This window comes from Noviherbaspirillum soli, assembly GCF_015352955.1.
Classification (GTDB): domain Bacteria; phylum Pseudomonadota; class Gammaproteobacteria; order Burkholderiales; family Burkholderiaceae_D; genus Noviherbaspirillum_A; species Noviherbaspirillum_A soli.
The window spans coordinates 329042-347707 of sequence record NZ_JACYOX010000001.1 but is presented as its reverse complement, the minus strand read 5'-3'; the positions used below and the strand labels follow the sequence as shown (position 1 = coordinate 347707).

The following is an 18666-nucleotide window of genomic DNA, read 5'->3' as shown; positions in this document are numbered from 1 at the left end:
GCGCTCATACCCACCCGCCTTTTGAGGAAAAATCATGAGCAATGCAACGCGAACGGTTGTACGGAATGTTTCCCAAATGCCGGCGTCATACAGACCGGTTGCTTACGCGCCGGTGGCCGACAACCTGCTGCTCACGATGTATGCCGCCATCAAGCTCGTACGCCTGTTTCAAAGGCCGGAACGCACCAAACGCGCGGGTTGCTGGGCTGCGGTACAGCGGCGCAATAGCGCGCCGCTCAAGCGACCCGCAAGTACGCGGCCCGAGGTTCGCGGCTATTCAGCGAGCGCCTGGCTGGCTAGGCATGGGAGATCTGCCTTGCAGTTCGTGCGAGCAGGGCTTGAACCGTCCGTACAGCTTGCAAGACTGACGGCACAAACAGGCGCACAGGGCCTTGAGCGCGCCGTCGCTGCGCTGGAGTCGGCTGACAACTGGCTGTGGTCCTGGATGCCCGGGCTTCCCGGAGCAGCAGCAGAATCACAAGGATGGCGCAGGTGCTTTCGCTATCACAGGGTAATCGAATCGGTATCGCCGCAGCCCGGCTGCGAATGGACAGCACAGGCGATCGTGGACATCATGCAGCACCTGGGTTTTGAAGTCCAAGTGCTTGGCGGCAGGAACATTAGCGACATGTCCCTGGAAAACATGACATTGATCGGTCCTCAGTACATGGAAGCCTGCATGCTGTCCGCTTGTCCTGAGTTGCCCTGGAATTCCAGGATGATCCTGTACAGGGTCCTTCGCGAACTGGATTACTGGCGTGCGGCAGTGTGGGCGCCAGGTGATGGCTGGTCCGTCAGCAGTCCCGAATTTTCTGTCTTTGAATGGCTTGGTGAATGGATGTCGCGCCGTTTGCCTCCCCCGAACAACCAGACCGCTATAGTCGAAGTCATGTACGACGAAGTCAGCCTGACTGCTCTCGCCGAAGCACGATGGCAACCTGCAATCGTGCTTACCTATCCCTGGAGTGGCCTGCCTCCCTGGGAGATCGCGGCAGCGCCGACTCTCGCCTTTCCTGATCCGACGCCTGCGCCTATGCCTGTGCCTGTGCCTCACACCTCGCCGGTCCTTTCTCCGGCGCTGCAGCCTTCGCCTGCCAATCCTGCCGCCGCGACGGGGCCGGGTGAAGAGGGTCATTCCCGGATGCCACTGGCGTTGATGGGGAGTGGCATGGCGGTTTGTCTGGTGATCGCGGCGGGTGCCGTGACGGGGGCGTACTGCTACGTGAAAAAAAGCGGGGAGGCCATGGCCGGTGGCAATAGCGGTGATGACAAGGCAGCCGAGCCCAAGGTTCAGCCGCACCCTTCAGACAGCCACCGTTCAGGCAGCCACCGTTCAAGCAGCCACAACGCTCGTGTGGACGTCACTACAATCGTGCAGATACCCGAGGCGCGGGCAGACAGGGGCCGGCTTTCGGGAGGGGAAGACTGCGGAAGGGCGAGCGGCAACGATGCTGACAACGCTTGATCAGCTTCTCCTGTTTCGGGGCAATGCGATAACGAGTGCATATTTACTTGTCCGGCATTGCCCGAAAGCGCTCTAGCCCGGACGGGTCGCCAGTCCCTGCAATTTGTCCAGCGGCACCGGCTTGACCCAGTGCTCGTCGAAACCGGCCTCGGTCGCCTGGGCACGGTCCTTTTCCTGGCCCCAGCCGGTCAGCGCGATCAGCCGTATGCCCGTGCCAAGCTGGGCGCGGATGCGGCGTGCCGCTTCGAAGCCGTCGATGCCGGGCAGGCCGATGTCGAGCAGCACTACGTCGGGCAACATGTCGGCCGCGCCGCTGACGGCTGCCAGGCCGTCATGCACCACCTGCACCTCGTTGCCCAGGAGCCGCAGCAGGTCGGCCACGGTGCTGGCGGCGTCGATGTTGTCGTCGACCACCAGGATGCGGCAGGGCCGCCCCTGCGGCGCGACGCTTGCGGTTATTGGCTCGGGCAAGGCGTCGGCGGCCTGCGTGCTGCGCGGCAGGCGCACGGTGAAGGTGCTGCCCATGCCGCTGCCGGCGCTGTGCGCCTCGACCCGGCCGCCGTGCAGGTGCACCAGGCCCTCCACCAGCGACAGGCCGATGCCCAGTCCGCCCTGGCTGCGTTCCACCGGATGGGTGACCTGGGTGAAGAGGGTGAAGATGTCCTTCAGCATGGGCGCGGCGATGCCGACGCCGTTGTCGCGCACCCGCACCAGGTATTCACCGGCGTTGGCTTCCATCGCGATGGCGATGCGGCCGCCCGGATTGGTGTACTTGGCGGCATTGTTGAGCAGGTTGGAAAACACCTGCGCCAGCCGCAGCGGGTCGGCCTGCACCGGCGCCGCCTTGAGGTCGAATGCCACCTCCAGCGTATGCCGGGCCGCCTCGATGTGCGGCCGGCTGGTCTCGATGGCGCTTTGCAGGATGGCCACCAGGTCGGACTGCTCCGGCCTCAGCTCGATCTTGCCGGTGTTGATCCGGGAGACGTCCAGCAGGTCATCCACCAGGCGCGTCAGCTGGCCGACCTGGCGTTCGATCAGTTCCAGCGGCCGGCCGAGGTCGGGCTGCCCCTCTATCTGCCTGGCCAGGCCGCGCAGGCGCAGCAGGCTGATCGCATTGCTGATCGGCGCCAGCGGATTGCGCAGTTCATGCGCCAGCGTGGCCAGGAACACGTCCTTGGCGCGGTCGGACTGCTGCAGCGCCTTGTAGAGGCTGGCGTTTTCCATCGCGGTGGCGGCCCGTCGCGCCAGGTCGCCGGCCAGCGCCAGGTCTTCCTCGTCATAGATGCGGCCCGACTCGGCGCTGATGAAGGTGATCACGCCCAGCGTGCGTCCGTGGGTGGCCAGCGGCACGCCGAGATAGGAGCGCAGGCCCAGGCGGCGCAGCGCCGCTATGCGTTCCGGGTCGCCCAGCGCATGCGAGTGGACGTTGGCCTGCATGTCGCTGATGACTTCGGCGCGGCCGGTGCGCAGCACATTCCAGATGCCGTGCGGCATGGACGGGTCCGGCGGCAGCTGCTCGTGGAGCATGGCAGCCAGCTTCGACTTCTGTTCGTCGACATGGGCCACCGCCACCCGTTCCAGGGTGCCGTCGTCGCGCAGCAGGTCCACCACGCACCAGTCGGCGAAGGTAGGCACCGCCAGCCTGGCCAGGCGCTCCAGCGTGGACTGGTAGTCCACCAGCGCGGCGAACTCGGCGCTGGCGCGGGCCAGAAAGCGCAGGTCCTGCTCGGTGCGCTTGCGGCGGGTGACATCCATGCATACGCCGGAGAGCTGCGCCGCCCGGCCGCGCTCGTCGCGCACCATGTGGGCACGCGATTCCAGCCAGCGGACCTGGCCGCCGGCGCGCACGATGCGGTACTCCGCCTGCAGGTCGGTGCCGGTGCGCAAGGCGCGCCGCATCGCCTGGGCGAAGATGGCCCGGTCCGCCGGATGCACATGGCGCAGATAGCCTTGCAGCCGGCGTGCGTCCATGCTCTGCCGCGGCGACAGGCCATGCAGCGCGTCCATGCCGTACAGCCAGACGCTGCGCTCGGCGCCGATATCGTACTGCCACGCTCCCATGTCTCCGGCGTCGAGCGCCAGCCGCAGCCGCATCTCATTGGCCAGCAACAGCTGTTCGGCCTGCCGCTTTTCATTGCTGACGTCGCGCCCGCTGCCATAGATCAGGCCTTCCTCGGGTGCGGCGGTCCAGGCAAACCAGCGCCATTCGCCGGCCGTGCTGCGCGATCGGGCTTCGAACTGGAGCGACGGCAGGTTGGTTGCCTGGGCCAGCGCCGACAGCGCCGTATCGACATCGTCCGGATGCAGGAAGGCATGGAAGCGACGGCCGATCAGGTCGGCCGCCTCGAAGCCGAGCAGGCGGGTCCAGGCCGGATTCACGGCCAGGAGGGTGCCGCTATTGCCCAGCACCATCAGCAGGTCGGGGGAATTGCGCCAGATCCGGTCCCGCTCGCGGGTACGCTGCGCGACCTCGTTTTCCAGTGATTCATTGAGCCGCTGCAACTGGGTCTGGGCCAGCTTCTCGTCGGTGCAGTCGCGCACCGCCTTGACCAGTCCGACCACTTCGCCCATGTCATTGCGCAGCGGCGTCACTTCGCCGGACACCCAGACCCGGCTGCCATTGCTGCGCACATGCCAGCGCTCGTCGGAGGCATGGCCGTGTTGCAGCGCCGCTTCCATTTGCCGCTGCGGCTGGCCCTGCGCAATGTCCTCGGGCGTAAAGATCTGCGAAAGCGGCTGGCCCAGCATTTCCGCCTCGGTCCAGCCGAATACCCGGTGCGCGCCCTCGCTCCAGTTCGTCACGATGCCGTCGAGCCCGGCGCCGATGATGGCGAAGTCCAGCGCGCTGTTGACCACCTGCCGCTGCCGTCCTTCCTGCTGGCGCAGGCGCTCGTCCGACAGATGGCGCTCGATCGCCAGCCCGATCGTACGGGCGGCAATTGCGATCGCATCGATCTCGTGCTGCTGCGGCGTGCGCGGATGATCGAAGTAAAGCGCAAAGGTGCCGATCACGCCGCCGCCCACGCCCACTACCGGGGTGGCCCAGCAGGCGCGCAGGCCATGCGCCAGGGCGAGGCTGCCGGCTTCCGCCCAGCGTGGGTCGCTTTTGATGTCAGCCGAATAAACAGGCCTGCCTGTGTAGGCAGCCGTGCCGCAGGCACCGGCTGCTGCCCCGATCTCGAATCCATGCAGTTGTTCCAGGTAAGCTGCCGGCAGCCGGCGCGACGCGCCGGCCAGCAGGCGCTGGCCCTTGCGGTCCAGCAGCAGGATGCAGCCATAGGCCCGGCGGTCGAATTCGGTTTCGAAGCGGTCGATGATCTGTTCCAGCAGGGTCGACAGCGGCAGCCCGGCCACGATCTGGTCGAGTTCCGGCGGCATGTCCTGATGCCAGGCGGCGGGCGCCTGGTCGGTCGGAGGCATCGGTGGGTTCAACGGATCGGTGGAGGCGCCAGGCATCATTGGGGTCGGTGAGTCGGTTGGTGGCTTTGCTGTCGAAAGGAAGATTCCTCAAGGAAATTGTGCGTTGATCGCGCACAAATAATAACGCAAGCGGTGGCCTTGATTGCGACAAGCGGTTACGCCAGGAAAATATAATTCCTTCGTGAAACTTTTCCGCATCACCATAGTCCGAGGGCCGCCATCGCGTGTGGTTCCTTTATTCCTACGCGGATTACAGAACTTCGCCTATACAAACGAGCCATGGGGTTTATCAAAATGTCCACGAACGAGCAACGGGCCTGCCGTTGCCTCCCACATCAGGAGATTGGACATGAACAAGCATCTGAACATCAAACGAATGTCGGTCTGCGCAGCACTCGCCATGGTGTTTGGCGGCGCAGTGGCACAGAACACAGGCACCACTGGCACGGCCGCGACCAACCGTGACACCACCGCCAACACCACCACCGCCGCTTCGTCGACCCGCGCCGGCACGGCTGGCAAGGTGGCATCGGGCGACCAGAAGATGATGCGCGACATTGCCCATGCGAATATTTCCGAGATCGCCGCCGGCAAGCTGGCGCTGGAAAAGTCGCAGAGCGATGACGTGAAGTCCTTTGCGCAGAAAATGATCGACGACCATACCAAGGCGCAGCAGGAGTTGCAGACGCTGGCCGACGGCAAGGGCGTGAAGCTGCCCACGGAGCCGGATGCCAAGCACAAGGCAATGGCCAAGATGCTGTCGGCGCTGAAGGGCGATGCATTCGACAAGCGATATTTGAAGCAGGGTGGCCTGAACGACCATGAGAACACCCACAAGCTGCTGGAACGGGTGCAGGCGAAGGCCAAGGACCCCGACCTGCAGGCTTATGCGGCCAAGACGATTGCCGCGGTGGACCAGCACCTGACGCTGGCGGAGGAAACCGCCGGCAAGCATGGCATGGGCCATCCGAAAGGCAACATGACTGGTGCCGCTACCGACAAGGGCAGCATGAGCGGGAGCAGCGCCACCGGCGCCACCGGCAGCAGCGGCGCCGCGCGCTGATGTTTGATCCGGAAGCGCCGGGGACGCAGCCGATGGATATTGCTGGTTGGCTCTCGATGCAATGAATCCATTCCGAACCTGGCCGGCAGCGCTGCGCCTGCTGGCGGCAGTGCTGATGGCCGCCGTGCCCTTGTCCTCGTTCGCCGAGGACAGCGCGCTCGTGACTGCCGCGCCGCCATCGTCTCCCGGCCAGGTCCTGAACCTGCCGGCCGACCCTGCCGCCGCTGCGGACCAGGATGGCTCGGTCACTTTCATTGGCACGGCGACGGTGCTGATCCGCTATGGCGGCATGACCATCCTGACCGACCCCAATTTCCTGCACAAGGGCGACCATGTGCAGTTGGGCTATGGCCTGACTTCGGAACGGCTCACAGAACCGGCCATGCCGATCGAGGCCCTGCCGCCGATTGATCTGGTGATCCTGTCCCATTTCCATGGCGACCATTTCGATCAGCTGGTCCAGGAAAAACTGCCGCGCACCATCCCCGTGGTGACCACGCCGCAGTCGGCGGTGGCACTGGAAAACCTGGGATTTGCCAAGCGCTATCCGCTGGGCACCTGGGACACGCTGGTGGTCACGAAAGGCCCGACCGTTCTGCGCATCAGCGCCATGCCCGGACGGCACGGCCCACCCGTGCTGGCTGGGCTGCTGCCTGCGGTCATGGGCTCGATGCTCGACTTCAGCGGCGCCGGCAAGCCGGCCTACCGGATGTACATCAGCGGCGACACCCTGATGTATGAAGACCTGAAGGAAATACCGCAGCGCTTTCCGGACGTGGACCTCGCGCTGCTGCATCTTGGCGGCACCCGCATTCTGGGCGTGATGAAGGTCACGATGGACGGGGCTGACGGCGTGCGCATGATGCAGCTGGTGGCGCCGCGCCACGCGATACCGATCCATTACAACGACTACACGGTGTTCAAGTCGCCGTTATCGGACTTTGAACAGGCCGTGAAGGCGGCCGAACTGCAGAACCGGGTGACCTATCTGAAGCACGGCGAGACTTATCGATTTGCGCCGCGGGAGAAGTAGGCGCCGACAGGTCCGGATCACGGCCATTCAGGCAGCGGGCATCTGGCCTGGCATGCCACGGCAAATCAGCACAGCAGAAGGAGAACATCATGGCAAATGACAATCAGGGCAAGACCGGTCCGATCGCGCCGCATTACGACCCGACCGATGAAACCGGCAACAGCAAGGAGATCGCCAAGCCGGCCAAGACCGGACCGGCCGAAGCCGATGCCGATCCAAAGCGCCGCGAGCGCGCTGATGAAGTGCTAGGCAATTTCGAGGGTGAGGCAAGGCCGGTCAAGCCGGAGGGGTTCTAAGGCGACGTCGTCCGCAGTGCAGGCTACCTCCTTGCCACGGGCTTGGTGTCGTGGATTGCGTAGGGCGGAATACCCCAAAGGGGCATTCCGCCTTTCGTCGACCGGGGCAGGACGCCAGCGTCGCTTGTGGCTTTGCCGCCGGTGGTGCAATGCCCTTCGGGTATTGCACCCCACTGATCCGGGTGCGTTTCCTCCAGTATCAATCCGACCTGCTGGCATCGGCTGGCTGCTCACACCAAGAGCGCGCTACGACTCCTTTGCCTTGCCGATGTCGGACCGGGCCATGCCGAACGGTCCCAGTTCCGGCGGCGCCTTGATCGGCGCCAGGCCGGGATAGCGGTAGACATGGTCGCGTTCGCGCTTGGCTTCCGGGTCCAGCGCCGCCGCCACCCTGGCGGTGACCGTTGCCAGGCGCTTGTCTACCCTGGCCAGCGCCGGCGCCAGCTTGGGATGCTCGATCTCGGGGAAGTAATCGCGGCGGATGTAGATGTACTGGATGATCGGATGAATCGACACGTCCCGGTCATTGACGGGCTTGCCATCCGGACCGGTAAACAGTTCCTCGTCCTTCTTGCCATACAGCTCGTGGTAGTGCGCCATGCTGTTGGGGAAGGTGCCCTTCTTGTCGAAGCCTATCGTATAGGTCACGCCATTGGTGTCGGCATGCAGGCCCAGCGCGAACTGGTCCATGTTGCGCACCTGCAGCAGCAGCACGTCGCGGATATGGCCGCCCCTGGCCATCATTGCGCCCCACATGCCGGTCTGGCGCATCAGCTGCAGCACATGCCCCATGTAATAGCCCAGCCCGCCGCCCTGGCCGACCCAGGCATTGCCATTGGAACTATCCTGGATGATGGGCTGGCCAAGGTTGCGCAGGCCGCGGAAGTAGGGATCGTCGCTCTTTTGCACGACCTGGGGCACATAGATCTCCTTGTAGATCTGCTCCAGATGCTGCGCGAAGCTGGCTTCCACGTCCGCCCTCGACAGGCCCAGCGGATGGGTGGATGCCAGCTTCCATGCCATCACGTAATGCAGCCATCGCCAGGCCTGGGAACGCACCATGTAATGCTCGCGGATGTTCTGGGTCGGCCCCTGGTCCATCATCATCTGCACCGCGGTGTCGAAGCGGCTGCCCACCGCATGCATCGGGCTGTTGAGCAGCAGCGCGATCCAGCCGGCGTTGCAATAGGAATGCAGGGAGTCGCGCGCCCAGCCGTTGCCCCACATATAGCCCTGGCCGTCGTAGTTGTGGTCCTGGCTGCCATCGCGCTGGCTGCCGTTGATGAAGATCGAGCGCGGGCCGACGGCGCCGCCGCCGTAGTAGTTGCCGTACAGGCTCCAGGGCTTGAACATGACTTCCTTGCTGGTCATGAGCTGCATGGTCTTCACGTCGCGCACCCAGTGGTTGCCATGATTGAAGTAGGCCATGGCCCAGCCGTCGAGCCAGTCGCGGTGCGGCACGTTTTCCTGCAGTCGCCGGCCGTTCGGATTGGTGGCCCAGAGCGCCACTACCGAAGGAATCACGCAGCGGTCGAAGCGTGGCCCGCCGGGGCCGGTGTACCAGTTATGGGTGGAAAACGAACCGGGCTCGTAGTCCCATCCTTCCAGATACGGGCCGCCATAGGCCGAGCCGCCGTTGCGGTTGAATTCATTGTTGGCCAGATAAGGGTCTTTCGGCATCGGCCCATAGCCGGTGCGCGGCCGCGGCCAGCGCGGCGCGCCATAGATGTTCGCCAGGCTATTGATCGAATGGCTGCCGTAGCCGCCGGTGATCATCGGCTCGCACGACAACACCGAGATATGGGCCTTGGCCTGTGACGGCCGCTGGCCGTCGGCGGTCAGGCCCGGGTAATACTTCTTCAGCTTGGACGAACGGCGTGGCCGGGTGTTCTGCCAGGGCAGCATCATGAACAGCGTGACTTTGGGGCGCAGCGGCTTGGTCTCGGAGCGCCACTGGTTCAGGTCCGGGTCGTTGATGGGCTTGCCGTCCTGCATCTGGAAGGTATGCAGCACCTTGCCTTCGGCATTCTTCATCACGACCTTGAACGGCTTGGGGAAGGTGCTCAGCTTCTTTGCATTGAAGGTGTCGGAGGCGGGATAGCTGGTCCAGGCGCCCCGGTGCGCGAAGCAGCCAAGCACCTGGTACAGCGGCGTCTTGCCGGATTCGGTGTTGCTGCTGTCGGCGGCCAGCATGGTGAAGCCGATCTCGACATCGCCGAGCATGGCCGAGCGGCTGCACTGGTAGACGGCGATATCGCCATTCTCCGAAGCCATCTCGGCGTCCTCGTAGACGAAATTGTCGATGCGCCGGTCCAGCACCATTTCGCCGGCCATCACCGGCTCCTTCTTGTTGCTCCAGTCCCAGACCTCGAACCGGTGCGGCGCATCGGCCGTCAGCTCAGGCGCTTCCGGCCCGGTGCCGGAATGCGGATGGGATTTCTTTTTCCCGGTACCGTCCGGGTCCTTGGCGACGGCCATGCCGCCGATAGCTGTGGCGCCGGTCAGGGCGGCGCTGCCGATCAGAAATTGCCTGCGGTGCAAGGTGGTTCCTTTATGTCGTAGGGTAGGGGAAAAATGCGTCTTTCATCGGATGTCGGTTGGCGATGGTGTCTTGGTGGTGGCGGTGCGACGGGTTCGTGGTTCGGGCATGAATCGGGATGCGCCTGTAGCGGCGACTGCCGTAGTTGCTGTTGCTGTTGCTGTTGCCTTGAAACCCCGTTGAGCGCGCCGTGTCAGCGGTGCCCGGAGCGGATAAGGTGCGGCGTCTGTCTGAGCGCAGCGCAGCGTAGCGAGTTTAGCCGCGCCCCGCTCCGGGTACCGCTGACACGGGAACCCCGCGCAGCGGGGCGCGATCATCGGGTCGCCTTTTTTTGGTTACTTTTTTTGGCGAAGCAAAAAAAGTGACCCGGCCGCCGGGACGGATTCCCGGCTTGTCTCCACGGCAGTGCAGCCGCCTTGCGTCACCCGGCAATGCACGGGCAGCACTGTCGGTGTTGACGTTTAACGTATTTTGGTCAAAACCCTTGACTTCAAAAGCAACTGCTGCTTCGCAGTGACGCCTTACGCCTGATGACCCAATGCGCATGTCCTCGCATCATGACCAGGCCGGGTATTCGCCCCGGCAGGCGACCTACTTCTTTTGCTTCGCCAAAAGAAGTAGGCAAGAAAAGGCGACCCGGTGATCGCGCCCCGCTGCGCGGGGTCCCCGTGCCGTCGACGCCTGAAGCGGGGCGCGGCTAAACTCGCTACGCTGCGCTACGCTCAGACAGACGCCGCACCTTATCCGCTTCAGGCATCGCCAGCACGGCGCGCTCAACGGGACTGAACTGCCACTTCAAAAGCAACTGCAACTGCAACTGCAACTGCAACTGCAACCGCAACTGTCGCTGCGCGTAATTCAAAAGCAACCACAACTGTCGCTGCGCGTAATTCAAAAACAACCGTAACCATTCGTAGGGTGCAATACCCGAAGGGCATTGCACCGAGGTCGCACACCGGGATGGCAATTTGCCGGACTTCCTCGATCAACCAATGGTGCAATGCCCCTGCGGGGTATTGCACCCTACCGACTGCCGAAACTACCGACGCTGAACCTTCTCCGCGGAAGCAACTTCTCCACGAAAATGACCACTCTCAAGATGCTTTCGAGCATAAGGCAACCATGGCCGAAAGGCCCCGAACAGGCAGCCATGATTTGTCATACCGCAAAAAAAGCGCCGCAACCTGCCGCAGGGAACCGCAGCCAGGCTACAAGGCGCCCGCAAGCGTCCCCCAGCCTGGCCTGCAAGTCAGCCCCCGCGCCTCAACCGCCGCCGATGCCTTCAGTAATGATGCCGGTGCCGCGGCAATTGGGGCAGGCGCCGCCGCTGGCATTCTTGCCGGAGCCGGCGCACACCGGGCAGACATCGTCGCCGCTGCCCACGGTGCCGGGCGCGGCTTCGTCGCCGGGACTCAGGGAATCGCCGCCGCCAACCTGCTGCGGCGATGGAGCGCCCGCGTGGCCGCCGCTACCGCCGGCGCTGCCGCTGCCGCCGCCAGCATCGCCGCTGCCGCCCATCGCGGCAACCGCGCCTGCCTGCGGCATGTCCTTTACATCCTCGGGCTGGATGCCGCTGGGCAGGCCGATGTCATCCACGCCCACCAGCTCGGTGGTGCGGGCGCCGTGCGGTCCGGCTGCGTCCTCCAGCCGTTTCTGTTCTCCGTCGGAAGCCATGCTCATCTCCTCTTCAGGCGTCGTGGCGGGTGTGGTTGCCGTTGCGCTTCATCAGGTAGGTGCCTGCCATCAGCGCGCCGGCGGCCAGCATCATGGTGCTCTTGGGCATGCCGCGCAGCATGTTGGTGGCGATCTCGCCGCCGCGCGGCGCAGCCAGTTCGACCCGGCGCTTCAGCATCTGCGCGCCAAGGTCGCCCAGCCGGTCGCCCATCAGGCGCTCGGCTTCCGGCAACAGGATGGTTTCCTCGTCGGCCACATGGTGCATCACGTCGCGCATCAGCTCGAACAGGGTGTCGTCGTAGCCGGCTTCGGTGGGACGCATGCCGCGCAGCTTGGCGATCAGGCGTTTCATTTCATTGTGCTCGGGCACTGCCTTCTGGATCGCCGGGTTGCTGCTGTCCATGGCGCGCAGCGCCGGGTAGAAGATTTCCTCTTCCAGCTGGGCGTGAATTTCCAGCGCCAGGCAGATGGTGTTGACCAAGCCCTGCTTGGTGCGCGGGCTGCTGTCGATTTCGTACTGGTGAAAGGTCGCCATCGTATGGGTATGGTCCATGCGGATCATGTTGGTGGCGGTTGGCGACAGCTTGCCGGCGATGGATGGCATGTTCATGTTCACGGTGTCAGTCCTCACGAGAGTTGGGTTGTGTGCTTCGTGAATTTCTGACAAGTCGGCGCCGGGTTTTATCCGGCCGGGATCCCGCTATTTCACCGTCGTTTGCGCCTCGACAACCGATGGCGCATTGTGCTGCGTTGGCTTCACGAAACGGCGCCGCAGCCATTGCTGCACGTCGTCGACATAAGTGAACACCGCCGGCACCACCAGCAGGCTCAGCAGCGTGGAGGTGATCAGCCCGCCGATCACGGCAATGGCCATCGGCGAGCGGAAGCTCGGGTCGGCGCCCCAGCCCAGCGCCAGCGGCAGCATGCCGGCGCCCATCGCGATGGTGGTCATGATGATGGGCCGGCTGCGCTTGTGGCAGGCGTCCACCAGCGAGGCGAAGCGGTCCATGCCGGCCTGGCGCGCCAGGATCGCATAGTCCACCAGCAGGATGGAATTTTTGGTCACGATGCCCATCAGCATGATCAGGCCGATCATGGAGGGCATCGACAGCGCGCGGCCGGTCAAAAGCAGCGCGACGAAGGCGCCGCCGATCGACAGCGGCAGCGCGGCCAGGATGGTCAGCGGCTGCATGAAGTCCTTGAACAGCAGCACCAGCACGCCGTAGATGCACAGCACGCCGATCGCCATCGCCAGGCCGAAGCTGGCGAACAGGGTCTGCATTTCCTGCGCGTCGCCCAGCTCGGCGATGCGCACCGACGGCGGCAGGTTGCGCATCGAGGGCAGGTTGCGCGCCTCCTGGTTCAGCTCGCCCAGCGCGCGGCTGCCCAGTTCAACGTCCAGCGTCACGTTGCGGCTGCGGTTCAGGCGGTCGATCTGGGCCGGGCCGCTGGCAATCTCGATGGTGGCGACGTTGTCCAGCATGACCGGGCCGTTGCGGCCAGGCACGGTGAGCCGGGCCAGTGCGTCGAGGTCGGCGCGAACCGCGTCGGGCAGCTTGACCCGCACCGGCACCTGCCGCTCGCTGAAGTTGAGCTTGGTGAGGTTCACGTCATAGTCGCCGGCGGTGGCGACCCGCACCGTCTCGCCGATGGCAGCGGCGGTCACGCCCAGTTCGGCGGCGCGGGCGGGGTCGGGACGCACGATGATTTCCGGGCGTACCAGCGAGGCGCTGGAATTGACGTTGCCGATGCCCGACAGGCCGCGCAGCTCGCGCACCACCTGCTGCGCCGACGCCGCCAGCGCCACCGGGTCTTCGCTGCGCAGCACCAGCTGCATCTTCACGCCGATGTCGGCCGGGCCGACTGTGAAGCGGGCGCCGGGGATCGCGGAAAGGCGGCTGCGCAGGCCGCGCTCGATGTCGGCCATCGAGGCCTTGCGGTCGCGCCGGTGGGTGGTGGTCAGGGTCAGCACCGCGCGCCGCGCCTCGGCCGCGGCGCCGGGGGCGAAGGCGTCGCCGCTGGAGCCGCCGCCGATGGAGGAGAACACGCCGGTGACGTTTTTATCCTCCATCGCCGCCAGCCGCGCGCGCTCGGCCACGGCGCGGGTCTGCGCCAGCGTGGCGCCGGGCGCGAGCTCGATGTTGATTTGGGTCTGGCCGCGGTCGGACGAGGGCACGAAGCCGGTCGGCAGCAGCGGCACCAGGGCAATCGAGCCGGCGAAGAACAGGCCGGAGCCGATCGCGGTGACCATCCGGTGGCGCAGGCACCATTGCATGGCCGCCATGTAGCGCCGCATCAGCCAGCCATCGTCGCGCTGGTGGCGCTTGCGCGGCTTGAGCAGGTAGGCCGCCATCATCGGCGTGAGCAGCCGCGCCACCACCAGCGAGGCCAGGATGGCCAATACCGCGGTCCAGCCGAACTGCTTGAAGAACAGGCCCGGCACGCCGGCCATGAAGGCGGTGGGCAGGAACACCGCCACCAGCGCGAAGGTGGTGGCGATCACGGCCATGCCGATCTCGTCGGCCGCTTCCAGCGCCGCCTGCATCGGCGACTTGCCCATGTCCAGGTGGCGCTCGATGTTCTCGATCTCGACGATGGCGTCGTCCACCAGCACGCCCACCACCAGCGCCAGCGACAACAGCGTCACCATATTGAGGGTATAGCCGAACCAGGCCAGGCCGAGGAAGGTGGGGATCACCGACAGCGGCAGCGCGGCCGCCGCCACCAGGGTGGCGCGCCAGTCGCGCAGGAACCACCAGACCACCAGCACCGCCAGCAGCGCCCCTTCGTACAGCAGCTCCATCGAGCCCTCGAAGTTTTCCTCGACCGGCGCTGCATTGTCGATGACCTGGGTCAGCATGACGTTCGGGTTGGCCGCCTGCAGCTCGGCCACCGCGGCGCGCGCGCCCTCGGCCACCCGCACCTCGCTGGCGCCGCGGGTGCGGAATATTTCGAAGCCCACCACCGGCTGGCCGTCCTTCGCGGCCACGGCGCGCGGCTCGCTGACGGTGTCGGTGACGGTGGCCACCTGGTCCAGCCGGATATGGCGGCCGTCGAGCAAGGGCACATCCAGCCGCGCCAGTTCGGCCGCGCTCTGCACCGTGGCGATGGTGCGCACCGACTGCTCCGCGCCGCCGACATCGCCGCGCCCGCCGGGCGCTTCCTGCTGCACCTGGCGCAGCCGGCGCGACACGTCCAGCGCGGAGGCGTTCAGCGCCGCCATCTTCAGCGCATCCAGCTCCACCCGCACTTCGCGGGTCACGCCGCCCATGCGCTTGACCGCGCCCACGCCCGGCACCGCCAGCAGGCGCTTGGCCACCTTGTTGTCGACGAACCAGCTCAGTTCCTGGTCGTCCAGGCGCCGGGCGCCGGCGGCATCCAGCGCGGAAGCGGCGGTGAAGGTCAGCACCACCCGGCCGGCGGTGGAGGCCTTGGTGACGGACGGGTCGCGCAGGTCGGCCGGCATGTCGGCCCGCACCCGGGCCACTGCGTCGCGCACATCATTGACCGCCTCGGCCAGCGGCTTTTCCAGGATGAATTCCACGGTGATGGTGGCTTGGCCGTCCAGCACCCGGGTGTAGATGTTCTTCACGCCCTGCAGCGTCGCCACGCTGTCCTCGATCTTGCGCGCCACCTCGGTTTCCAGCTGGGCCGGCGCGGCGCCGGGCAGGTTGGCCACGACGGTCACCACCGGCAGCTCGATGTCGGGGAAATCCTGCACGGCGGTGGCGCGGTAGGACAGCAGGCCGGCCAGCGTCAGCAGCACGAACAGCATGATGGCCGGGATCGGGTTGCGGATGGAAAGGGCGGAAAAATTCACGGCTGGGCCTCTGGGTAAAAGGCGTGGTGCATGGTGGAGGTGGAAGCGGGCGGGCGACGCATGCGGCAGGGCTTCATCGGGCGACCGCCGCTGGCAGCATCTGCCTCATGGCCCGGCTGCCGGGCCGTCGGCGCGCCGCACCAGGTCGCCGTCATTGAGGAAACCGGCGCCATCCAGCGCCAGCAGCGCTTCGGGCGCAATGCCCTCGACGATTTCCACCCGCTCGCCCAGGCGCCGGCCGGTGCGCACCTTGACCTGGCCGACGCGGTTGTCGGCATCGAGCCGGAACACATAGGAAAAGCCGTCGCGCACCACCACCGCCTGCTGCGGCACGGTCAGGCCCGGCGCGCTGCCGAGGTCGAATTCGCCGCGGGCATACATGCCGGCCCGAAGCGGCAGCGCGCCATCGTCCGGCGGCAGAAGGTCGACATACACCAGCGCGGTGCGGTTCTGCAGGTCCACGGTGGGCGCCACCATGCGCACCCGGCCCCTGACCTCGGCGCCGCCCGGCGCCGCCAGCATGGCCATCGCGCCGGGCTGGATATTGCCCAGTTCGGCGGCGGTGACTTCGGCGCGCCATTCGAGCCGGCCCTGGCGGATCATGCGGAAGAGCTCGGCGCCGGCCGGCACCACCGCGCCAACGGTGGCGCTGCGGGCCGAGATCACGCCGTCGTCCGGCGCCAGCACCCGGGTATGGCGCAGCCGCAGGCGCTGCCCGGCCACCGCCGCGCGCGCCGCTTCCACCCGCGCCTGGGCAGTCTGGGCGCCGGTGGCGAACTGGTTGATCTGCTGGGCCGACAGCGCGCCGCTATCCTTCAGCGTGCGGGCACGCTGGGCATTGTTGGCGGCGTCCGCAGCCGCGGCCTCGGCCTCCATCAGCGCCGCGGTCGCCTGCGCCATGTCGGCCTGCACCGCATCGGCGGCGAACACGGCCAGCACGTCGCCCGCCTTCACCTTGTCGCCGACATTGACCCGGACATCGGTCAGGCGCAGGCCGCCGGCCTCGCTGCCGACCACCGCTTCCTGCCAGGCGGCGACATTGCCGTTGGCCACCAGGCGGCGCGGCAGGTCCACCGTCTGCGGCCGCACCGTGGTGACGGTCAGCGCCGGCTTGGGCGCGGCGGCTTCCTGCGGCGCGTGGCGGAGGCGGCCGGCCAGCAGCCAGGCGCCGGCGCCGAGCAGCGCCAGCAGCAACAGGATCAACACGGGTCTGGCAATGTTCTTCTTCATGGCGTGGTGCGTTCGCTGATGGTGAGGGCGCCGTCCCAGCCTCCGCCGGCGGCGCGGTAAAGGGAAATCCAGGCGGCGGTGCGTTCGTTGAGCAGGGACAGCAGCGCCGTCTCGGCGGTGAGCCGCACCCGTCGCGCTTCTTCCAGTTCCAGCAGGCTGGCCAGGCCGCTGCGGTAGCGCGCCTCGATGCCGGCGAACGAGGCGCCGTAGCCCTCGACCGCGGCGCGGGCATCCTCGCCGCGGCGCGCGGTGGCGTCCAGCGTGACCAGCGCCTGTTCAACCTCGCGCACCGCCTGGCGGGCCGCGGCCCGGTAGCGGCTCGCGGCGGCCTCATAGCGTTCGCGCGCCGCGTCGAGGTTGGCGGCGCGGCGGCCGCCGTCGAATATCGGCAGCGTCAGCGCCACCGGCCCGATTGACCAGGTTTCCAGCGAGCCGGTGATGGTGCTGCTGCGAAAGCGCGCCGCGCCGACCGAGCCTGCCAGCGTCAGGCGCGGATAGCGCTGGGCGTCGGCCGCGCCGATGTCGGCGGCGGCGGCGGCAAGCTCGCCGGCCGCGCGCGCCAGGTCGGGCCGCTGCGCCAGCACCGCGGCCGGCAGCGCGGGAATCTGCAGCGCCGCTTCCTGCGGCAGCACGCCGGGCTGCTGCTGCAGCCGGCGCCGCAGTTCGGCCTCCGGCATCGCCGTCAGCGCCACCAGGGTCTTGATGTCGATGTCGCAACTGGCGCGCTGCTGCACCAGGCGGCTATTGCCCTCGGCGGTGGTGGCGCGCGCCAGCGCGGCGGTGGCCGGCGCCTGGAAGCCGGCGTCGGCGGCCAGCCCGGTCAGGCGCGCGGTCTCGCTGCGCGAGGCGGCGTCGGCGACGGCCACCTCCACCAGCTTTTCGCAGGTGCGCAACTGGTAATACTGGCTGGCGGTTTCGGCGGCGAGCGTCACCCGCGCCTCATGCCAGCCGGCCTGGGCGCCGGCCAGCCTGGCTTCGGCGGCGTCGCGGCCGGCGCGGTTGGCGCCGAACAGGTCGGCCTCCCAGCGCGCCTGCACCGCGCCCTGCAGCACGGTGGCCATCGGCAGCGGCGGCTGGGCGCTGCTGCGGCTGGCCTGCAGGTTGCCGTCCAGCGTCGGCAGCAGCGCGGCACCGGCGCCGGCCCGGGTGGCGCGCGCATCGGCGATCTGGGCGCGGGCGGTGGCCAGGTTGGGGCTGGCCGCCTGGGCTGCGTCGATCAGGTCTGCCAGCAGCGGATCGCCCTGGCCGCGCCACCAGGCCGACAGGGCCGCGCCGCTGCCTTCATGCGGCAGCGGCGCCTGCCATTGCGGCGGCGCCTCGGGCATCACCTGCGCCGGCGGAACGGTGGCGCAGCCGGCTAGCAAGGCCAGGGCGAGGACGGCGGAACGATGTGGGCTGGAAAGCGGCATGGGGAGGCGGAAAGGAGATCGGCGCAGTGTGCCTGCTGGCGTTATTCGTATGAAGTGGTTAACGGGTTAACGGCGCGCAGGCATGTCCCTTGAGTCCTTGCGCCGCCCGCGCTTATTTTTCCGCCTGCGTCTTGTCCGGCGCCGGCAGGCTTTCCGCCTGCGGTTTCTCCGACAGCCTTTCCGACGCCGGCAGATAGCGTTCCACCAGGCCGAAGAAGCGGTCGTAGAACTTGGACTCCAGGATGGTCTGGCTGGCCACTTTCACCAGAGAATCGTCGCTGCCGGTGAACGGCAGCGACACGGAGCCCAGCGCCGGCACGCCGACGCTGGCCGCGTTGTTGGTCTTCTTCAGCGCATAGTGATCCTGCAGGGCATTGACGAAGGCGACGCTGTTCTTGCCGTCGGCGCTGTCCGGCGCGCATACGACGTGGAATTCGATCTCCGCATGCACATCGCCATTGGGCTGGAAGTTCTTGCGGCCATTGACGGCGTCGGTCCGTGACGAGGTGATCACATAGCCCTGGCTCAGCAGCGCCCGGCGCGCCGCCTCGCAGGTCTCGGCCGCGCTGGCCAGGTAGACATGGGAATAGGTATTGGTGTCGCCGAAGGCTTCATTCTGGTAGACCGCCTGCCTCGATGTCGTGCAGGCGGCAAGCAGGGCCAGGGGCAGGACGCACAGGCCAACCCGGGGACGGAAAGAGACGGACATGAAACGGT

Annotated in this window: 13 protein-coding genes; 4 read left to right on the top strand and 9 right to left on the bottom strand. The window is 66.7% G+C overall.

Translation table 11 applies throughout. The features are described from left to right. Nucleotides 1-34 precede the first annotated feature (34 nt). Nucleotides 35-1465: a hypothetical protein gene (locus tag IGW04_RS01480; protein WP_194711234.1), complete on the top strand. Its 1431-nt coding sequence runs from the start codon at nucleotides 35-37 to the stop codon at nucleotides 1463-1465. A gap of 72 nt (nucleotides 1466-1537) precedes the next feature. On the opposite strand, the gene IGW04_RS01475 is transcribed toward IGW04_RS01480, so the two are convergent. After that, entirely contained in the window at nucleotides 1538-4885 is a 3348-nt protein-coding gene (locus tag IGW04_RS01475) for a PAS domain S-box protein (RefSeq protein ID WP_194711233.1), read from the bottom strand. A gap of 349 nt (nucleotides 4886-5234) precedes the next feature. On the opposite strand from IGW04_RS01475, the gene IGW04_RS01470 reads away from it, so the two are divergent. From IGW04_RS01470 to IGW04_RS01460, 3 genes are all read left to right on the top strand, one after another. Beyond that, nucleotides 5235-5948, top strand: a complete 714-nt coding sequence (locus IGW04_RS01470) for a DUF4142 domain-containing protein (protein ID WP_228526739.1) — start codon at nucleotides 5235-5237, stop codon at nucleotides 5946-5948. Between the two features lie 61 nt (nucleotides 5949-6009). Then, nucleotides 6010-6981, top strand: coding sequence for an MBL fold metallo-hydrolase (locus IGW04_RS01465; protein ID WP_228526738.1), 972 nt, complete (start codon nucleotides 6010-6012; stop codon nucleotides 6979-6981). A gap of 89 nt (nucleotides 6982-7070) precedes the next feature. Next, nucleotides 7071-7277: a hypothetical protein gene (locus IGW04_RS01460; protein WP_194711232.1), complete on the top strand. Its 207-nt coding sequence runs from the start codon at nucleotides 7071-7073 to the stop codon at nucleotides 7275-7277. A gap of 246 nt (nucleotides 7278-7523) precedes the next feature. Here IGW04_RS01460 and IGW04_RS01455 read toward each other — a convergent pair whose 3' ends face one another. The 8 genes from IGW04_RS01455 to IGW04_RS01420 all read right to left on the bottom strand — a co-directional run bounded on the left by IGW04_RS01455 (nucleotide 7524) and on the right by IGW04_RS01420 (nucleotide 18658). Then, nucleotides 7524-9818 (bottom strand): twin-arginine translocation signal domain-containing protein, encoded by a 2295-nt coding sequence (locus IGW04_RS01455; RefSeq protein WP_194711231.1) that lies wholly within the window; start codon nucleotides 9816-9818, stop codon nucleotides 7524-7526. A 771-nt stretch (nucleotides 9819-10589) separates the two neighbouring features. Continuing rightward, nucleotides 10590-10805, bottom strand: coding sequence for a hypothetical protein (locus tag IGW04_RS01450; RefSeq protein ID WP_194711230.1), 216 nt, complete (start codon nucleotides 10803-10805; stop codon nucleotides 10590-10592). 274 nt (nucleotides 10806-11079) lie between these two features. After that, nucleotides 11080-11490: a hypothetical protein gene (locus IGW04_RS01445; RefSeq protein ID WP_194711404.1), complete on the bottom strand. Its 411-nt coding sequence runs from the start codon at nucleotides 11488-11490 to the stop codon at nucleotides 11080-11082. 13 nt (nucleotides 11491-11503) lie between these two features. Beyond that, nucleotides 11504-12100 (bottom strand): hemerythrin domain-containing protein, encoded by a 597-nt coding sequence (locus IGW04_RS01440; protein ID WP_228526737.1) that lies wholly within the window; start codon nucleotides 12098-12100, stop codon nucleotides 11504-11506. 90 nt (nucleotides 12101-12190) lie between these two features. Next, nucleotides 12191-15310 carry an efflux RND transporter permease subunit gene (locus tag IGW04_RS01435; protein ID WP_194711229.1) on the bottom strand — a complete coding sequence of 1040 codons (3120 nt, stop codon included), beginning with the start codon at nucleotides 15308-15310 and terminating at the stop codon, nucleotides 12191-12193. 105 nt (nucleotides 15311-15415) lie between these two features. Beyond that, the gene (locus IGW04_RS01430) at nucleotides 15416-16540 is read right to left on the bottom strand and encodes an efflux RND transporter periplasmic adaptor subunit (RefSeq protein ID WP_194711228.1); all 1125 of its coding nucleotides are present in this window, start codon (nucleotides 16538-16540) and stop codon (nucleotides 15416-15418) included. Next, on the bottom strand, nucleotides 16537-17949 hold the full coding sequence (locus IGW04_RS01425; RefSeq protein WP_194711227.1) for an efflux transporter outer membrane subunit: 1413 nt from the start codon (nucleotides 17947-17949) through the stop codon (nucleotides 16537-16539). The genes IGW04_RS01430 and IGW04_RS01425 overlap by 4 nt, the downstream gene beginning before the upstream one ends. 112 nt (nucleotides 17950-18061) lie before the next feature. Then, on the bottom strand, nucleotides 18062-18658 hold the full coding sequence (locus IGW04_RS01420; protein ID WP_194711226.1) for a DUF2242 domain-containing protein: 597 nt from the start codon (nucleotides 18656-18658) through the stop codon (nucleotides 18062-18064). Nucleotides 18659-18666 lie beyond the last annotated feature (8 nt).

Bases quoted from the DNA above. Each gene is read 5' to 3' on its own strand.
- IGW04_RS01425 (WP_194711227.1), bottom strand. From the start codon at position 17,949: ATGCCGCTTTCCAGCCCACATCGTTCCGCCGTCCTCGCCCTGGCCTTG.
- IGW04_RS01480 (WP_194711234.1), top strand. From the start codon at position 35: ATGAGCAATGCAACGCGAACGGTTGTACGGAATGTTTCCCAAATGCCG.
- IGW04_RS01445 (WP_194711404.1), bottom strand. From the start codon at position 11,490: ATGGCTTCCGACGGAGAACAGAAACGGCTGGAGGACGCAGCCGGACCG.
- IGW04_RS01475 (WP_194711233.1), bottom strand. From the start codon at position 4,885: ATGCCTCCGACCGACCAGGCGCCCGCCGCCTGGCATCAGGACATGCCG.
- IGW04_RS01460 (WP_194711232.1), top strand. From the start codon at position 7,071: ATGGCAAATGACAATCAGGGCAAGACCGGTCCGATCGCGCCGCATTAC.
- IGW04_RS01465 (WP_228526738.1), top strand. From the start codon at position 6,010: ATGAATCCATTCCGAACCTGGCCGGCAGCGCTGCGCCTGCTGGCGGCA.
- IGW04_RS01430 (WP_194711228.1), bottom strand. From the start codon at position 16,540: ATGAAGAAGAACATTGCCAGACCCGTGTTGATCCTGTTGCTGCTGGCG.
- IGW04_RS01420 (WP_194711226.1), bottom strand. From the start codon at position 18,658: ATGTCCGTCTCTTTCCGTCCCCGGGTTGGCCTGTGCGTCCTGCCCCTG.
- IGW04_RS01470 (WP_228526739.1), top strand. From the start codon at position 5,235: ATGAACAAGCATCTGAACATCAAACGAATGTCGGTCTGCGCAGCACTC.
- IGW04_RS01440 (WP_228526737.1), bottom strand. From the start codon at position 12,100: ATGAACATGCCATCCATCGCCGGCAAGCTGTCGCCAACCGCCACCAAC.